The organism is Microbacterium sp. (assembly GCF_046295495.1).
Taxonomy (GTDB): Bacteria; Actinomycetota; Actinomycetes; order Actinomycetales; family Microbacteriaceae; genus Microbacterium.
This window is the reverse complement of sequence record NZ_JBKBNC010000043.1, coordinates 373-6,284: the sequence shown is the minus strand read 5'-3', so window position 1 is coordinate 6,284 and position 5,912 is coordinate 373. Positions and strand designations below refer to the sequence as shown.

Genomic DNA, 5,912 nt, shown 5'->3' with positions numbered 1-5,912 from the left:
GGGTGTCTGGGACACTCGTTGGGGGGGGGTGCGACGCGGACGCCGCCCACCGACACGACGACGCCGGCGCCCCGCGGATGCGGAGCGCCGGCGTCTGTGTCGAGCCGAGGTCAGCCGGCGGGCGTCGCCTCGGGGCTCGGGGTCGGGCTGGTCGTCGCCGTGCCACCCTGGCCCTGCGTCTCGAGGTCGAGCAGGCGCTGGACGGCCGCGGTGAGGCGGGCGTCCTGCGTCGCGAACCCGGCCAGGTCGCCGCTGGTCAGCGCCGCCTGACGGGCCTCGAGGGCGGAACGTGCCTCCTGCAGGGCGGCCGCGTAGTCGCCGGCCGGCGCAGCCGGGTCGGTCGTCGTACCGCCACCGGTGCCGTCGCCCTGATCGGTCGGTGTGACCGACTCGTCGCCGGTGTTGGCGCCCGAATCGCCGCCGAACAGGGTGTCGAGCGCTTCGCTCAGCGTGTTCTCGAACGCGATCTCGTTGCCGAACGCCACGAGCACGCGCCGCAGCTGCGGGAGCTTCGTGTCACCGGACGACTGCACGAACACGGGCTGCACGTAGAGCAAACCGCCACCGACGGGCAGCGTCAGCAGGTTGCCGTTGAGCACCTGCGACTGACCCTGCTGAAGGATGTTGATCTGCGACGAGACCGCGGTGTCGGAGTCGAACGTGTTCTGCACCTGACCGGGTCCGGGCACTGTCGTGGCCGAGTCGATCACGAGCATGCGCAAGCGGCCGTAGTCGTCGCGTTTCGTGCCCTTCTCGTCGCCCGCGTTCGAGTCGACGGCGAGGTAGCCCGTCAGCACGTTGCGCGCCTGTCCACCCTGGGATGCCGGGATGAAGCTCGTGAACATCGAGTACGACGGGGCGTCCTGGCTCGGCATCTTCATCGTCAGGTAGTACGGCGGCTGGAAGGTCGCCGGGTCCTGCGGGTCGTTCGGCGTCGTCCACCGGTTGTCCTGCTGGAAGAACGAGCGGGCGTCGTCGACGTGGTACACGCCGAGCATCGACCGCTGCACCTTCATGAGGTCGGTCGGGTAGCGCACGTGGCTCATGAGGTCGGCCGACATGTCGCTCCACGGCTTGAGCGACGAGGGGTAGATGTTCTGCCACGCCTTGAGCAGCGGGTCCTCGTCGTCCCACGCGTACAGATCGACCGATCCGTCGTACGCGTCGACCGTGGCCTTGACCGAGTTGCGGATGTAGTTGATGTCATCCAGCGCGTAGGTGGGAGCCGGGTTGTTCGAGTCGGCGATGGCCCGCGAGAGCGAGACGCTCGACGAGTACGGGTAGTTCGCGCTCGTGGTGTAGCCGTCGATGACCCACTTGATGCGGCCGTCGACGACCGTGGGGTACGGGTCGCTGTCGAGCGTCAGGTAGGGCGCCACCTTCTGGACGCGCTGCTTGGGGTCGCGGTCGTACAGGATCTGCGAGTCCGCGTTCACGTAGTCGGAGAACAGGATCTGCTCCGACTGGAACTTCAGCGCGTAGATGAGGCGGTTGAACACGTTGCCGACGCTGGGTCCGCCGTCGCCGGAGAACGTCGTGCGGGTCTCGGTGCCGCCGTCGGCGCCGAGCGGGTAGTCGAGCTCGATCGCCTCGCCCCCCTCGGGACCGCCGACGATCGAGTACGGAGGCGACTGCTCGCCGAAGTACACGCGCGGCTCGTAGTTGAGGTCGGTGAGGAAGCCCGTGCCGGGGATGGCCTGCTCGAGGAACACCGGGTCACCGTCGGCGGTGCGCTCGTTACCGGCGGCCGCGACCATGCCGTAGCCGTGCGTGTAGACGAGGGTGGTGTTCTGCCACGAGTTGGCGTCGCCGAGCTGGCCGATGTTCAGCTCGCGCAGCGACACCACGGTGTCCTGCGTCTGGCCGTTGATCGTGTAGCGGTCGACGTCGAGCGGGTTCTGGAACTGGTAGTAGGCGCGGTACTGCTCGAGCTGTCGCACGGTCGGACCGATGATGGCCGGGTCCATGATGCGCAGCTGCGCCGTGGACTCGGCGTCGTTGCGCAGCTGACCGGCCTCGGCCTCGGTGGAGGCCTGGAAGTTCTCTTTCTCGACCTTGTCGATGCCGTAGGCGGCCTTCGTGCCGTCGAGGTTGCGCTGGTAGTACTGGCTCTCGAGGGCGAGCTCGTTGGGGCGCACCTGGAAGGTGTTCACCGCCCACGGGATGGCCGCGCCGACCACGATCGCCGAGACGACCAGCAGCGCGGTGCCGATGAGCGGGTAGCGCCAGCGACCGATGAACGCGGTGACGAAGAACGCCAGCGCCACGATGACCGCGGCGATCGCGAGGATCGTCTGACCGGGGATGACGGCGTTCGCGCCGACGTATCCCGGACCGGTGATGCGCTCCGACGGCTCGACGAGCGTGCGGAAGCGGTCGAGCCACAAGCTGGCGCCCTGCAGCAGCAGGTAGAGGCCGGCGAGCACGGCGAGCTGGATGCGCGCGGCCTTGGAGATGCGCAGCTCGCGCTGCCCGATGCGCACGGAACCGTAGAGGTAGGCCACCAGGCCGGTCAGCAGCAGGCACACCAGCACGACCGCCGACGCGAAACCGAGGGCGGCGGCGTAGAACGGCATCCCGAACAGGTAGAAACCGGTGTCGAGGCCGAACTGGGCGTCGGTGGTGCTCGTGGCCACGCCGTTGGCCCAGAGCCAGGTGGTCTCCCACTGGGCGGATGCCGCGAAGCCGGCGAAGAAGCCGAAGAAGACGGGGATGCCCCACATCGCAAGGCGCCGGAGCGGCTCCACGACCTCCTGGTAGCGGTCGAGCTGCGAGCTCAGACGCGCGTAGACGGGGCGCAGACGGTAAGCGAGCTGGATGGCGCCCCACACCGGAACGGCCATCGCGAGGAAGCCGACAACGAACATCACCGTGCGGCCGATCCACTGCGTGGTCAGCACACTCGTGAAGCCGAGCTGCGAGAACCACAGCCAGTCGGAGTAGAGGTTCGCGAAGACGAAGAACGCCACGACGAGCGCTGCGATCACCGCCAGGGTGATCGAGATGATCCGTCGGGAGCGGTTGGGGGGCGTGGCCTGGTTCGGCGCTGAGGTCGTGGTCACCCCCTCATCCTAGGCGCGGCGTTCTCGGGGAAAGCCGTGAATGCTACGATCCCGAACCACACGTGGGGAGGGCGTCGAGGTCGCCCCCGTCGCGCAGAGTCTCCAGCACCGTCAGCGACTGCTCCAACGTCGCCGTCGAGAACACCCGGATGCCGTCGGGCACGTGGCCCACGACCTCGTTGCAGTTCGCCTCGGGGGCGAGGAACACCGTGGCCCCGGCATCCCGCGCTCCGTACAGCTTCTGACGGATGCCGCCGATCGGGCCCACATCGCCCTCGGCGTCGATCGTGCCCGTGCCCGCGATGTGCTGCCCGCCGGTGAGATCGCCCTCGCTCATCTTGTCGATGATCCCGAGCGCGAACATCATGCCGGCGCTGGGCCCGCCCACGTCGTTGAGCTGGATCTTGACGTCGACGGGAAGGTCGAACGACTGCTGCAGCACCACGCCGAGCAGCCACTGCTTCTGTCCGTCCGTCTCGGTCTCGCGCGGGGTGATCGACACCGTCGCGGGAGTGCCGTCGCGCTCGTAGGCGACGGTCACGGGAGCACCGGCGGCGGCCTGCACGGCCCCCCGCACGGCATCCACGGTCGAAGCGGCCACCCCGTCGATCGAGGTGATCACGTCGCCCTGCTCGAGCAGGCCCGCGGCGGCACCGGCCTCGTCGAGGGTGCCGATCGCGATCTGCTGCGGCACGTCGTACCCCAGCTCGCGCAGGGCCGCGGCCTGGGCCTCGAGCTGCGAATCGCTCATGAGCGCGGCGTTCTCGGTGTTGCGCTGCTCGGTGGTCTGCCCGGCCGGGAAGATGCGGTCGATCGGCACCACGGCGCGGGAGCGGTCGAACCACGCCAGGGCGAGCTCGATCCAGGACGGCGTGCGCTCGCGGTTGCCGCTCACCTGGACGGTGAGCAGATCGAGCTGGCCGGTGGTGGTGGAGTCCTTCTCGTCGGGCACCGTGATGAGCGGGATTTCCTCGCCGTCGGCGTTCGTCGACGTACCGAGGGTGTTGAAGACCGGGCCGGGCTGCTGAATGACGTAGGCGGAGGGCAGGAACGTCAGCGTGAACAGCACCACGACGGCCACCGCGAGCGACCAGAGGCCGACGACGGTGCCCCGCTGCCACCGCTGTCGGGGCGCGGGCGCAGGAGAGACGTTGTCGTCGAACAGGGTCACGGTTTCAGTCCTTCGTCGGTCGTTCGCGCGCGGCGTAAGCGGCGAGAGGCCGAGCCGACGGATGCGGGGAAACGTGCGACTAGCGTAGATCTCGTTCCCCCAGACCTGGCTGAAAGGCGGCTGAAGTGGCAGACGACGACCGTGGCGGCGACGAGCGCAGCCCCGAAGAGGAGTTCCAGGAGCTCATGCGTCGCCTGATGTCGGGCGACACCAGTGGCATCGACCCCGAGCAGCTCTCCCGGCTGTCGGGCATGCAGATCGATCCTGCGATGCTGCAGGCCGTGATGAACCAGCTGCAGGGCGCGTTCGCCGGCACGCAGGAGGGCGTCGACTGGAGCCTCGCCGAACGGCAGGCGCTTCACATCGCCAACCAGGACGGCCTCGGCGTGACCACGGGTCAGCGCACCGACCTCGACCAGGCCTTCACCCTCGCCGGCCTGTGGCTGGGCGAGGCGACCACCATCGCCGACCTGCCGCGCCCCGCCCGCGCCGTCACGCGCGGCGCCTGGGTCAGCGCGACCCTGCCCGTGTGGCAGGAACTCGCGGAGCCCGTGGCCACGAGCATCGCCGACGCCCTCACCGCCGCCCTCGGTCAGCAGGCCCCCGACGACATGCAGGACATGATCGCCGGCGCCGGCCGCCTCATGCGCACCGTCGGCGGATCGCTCTTCGCCACGCAGCTGGGTCACGTCGTCGGGCGCCTGTCGACCGAGGTCGTGGGCGGCGGCGACGTCGGCATCCCGGTCATGCCCGACGGCGACGCCGCGATCCTGCCGCAGAACTTCGCGGACTTCGGCCGGGACCTCGAGATCCCCGACGACCAGCTCGCGCTGTACCTCGCCACGCGCGAGCTCGCACACGCCCGCCTGTTCCGGCACGCGCGCTGGCTGCGCCTGCACGTCATCTCGCAGGTGCGCGACTTCGCCCACGGCATCCGGGTCGACACCGATGCACTCGAGGAGCTCGCCTCGCGCTTCGACCCCTCCCAGCCCGACGAACTGCGCGGTGCGCTCGAAAGCGGCGCGCTCCTGCCCGAGCGCTCGGAGGAGCAGACCGCCGCGCTCACGCGCCTCGAGAACCTCCTCGCCACCATCGAGGGCTGGGTCGACGTCGTGACCGAAGACGCCACGTCGCGGCTCCCCTCCGCCGCGCGCATCGCCGAGGCCGTGCGCCGCCGTCGCGCCGTCGGCGGCCCCGCCGAACAGGCTCTCGGTTCGCTCGTGGGCCTGGAGTTGCGTCCGCGCCGCATGCGCGAAGCCGCGGCCATGTGGCGCGCCGTCACCGAGGCCGTCGGCGTCGAAGGACGCGACGCGCTGTGGGACTACGCCGACTTCATGCCCTCGTCCGACGACATCGACGACCCGGCGGCGCTCATCGCGCGCCTCACCGCCGCGTCGCGCGGCGAGGCCGCTCCCTCGGACGCCATGGACGACGCTCTCGCCCAGCTGCTGGCCGAGGAGGCCGAAGCGGGTGCGGGCGGCTCCGCCGACGACGACTCCCCCGCGGGTGCGCCCTCGGGCGAGCCCCCGGCGACCGACGGCGGGTCGCCGCGACCGGATGCCACCGACCCGGGGCTCGGCGACGACGACGCGCCGGGAGACCAGCGGCCCGTGTGATTCGGCGGGCGGGGGGGGGGGGCCCGGGCAAACCCCCCCCCCGGGCGGGGGGCCGGCAGGGGG

3 protein-coding genes are annotated in these 5,912 nt (G+C 70.4%); 1 reads left to right on the top strand and 2 read right to left on the bottom strand.

What is annotated here, in order from left to right:
• Window positions 1-110: 110 nt before the first annotated feature.
• On the bottom strand, window positions 111-3,062 hold the full coding sequence (locus ACK4LS_RS12570; protein WP_409717680.1) for a UPF0182 family protein: 2,952 nt from the start codon (window positions 3,060-3,062) through the stop codon (window positions 111-113).
• Between the two features lie 43 nt (window positions 3,063-3,105).
• Window positions 3,106-4,233, bottom strand: a complete 1,128-nt coding sequence (locus tag ACK4LS_RS12565) for a PDZ domain-containing protein (RefSeq protein ID WP_409717677.1) — start codon at window positions 4,231-4,233, stop codon at window positions 3,106-3,108.
• Window positions 4,234-4,418: 185 nt separating this feature from the next.
• Between ACK4LS_RS12565 and ACK4LS_RS12560 the strand changes: the two genes are divergently transcribed.
• Window positions 4,419-5,849: a zinc-dependent metalloprotease gene (locus ACK4LS_RS12560; RefSeq protein WP_409717734.1), complete on the top strand. Its 1,431-nt coding sequence runs from the start codon at window positions 4,419-4,421 to the stop codon at window positions 5,847-5,849.
• The last annotated feature ends 63 nt before the right edge of the window (window positions 5,850-5,912 follow it).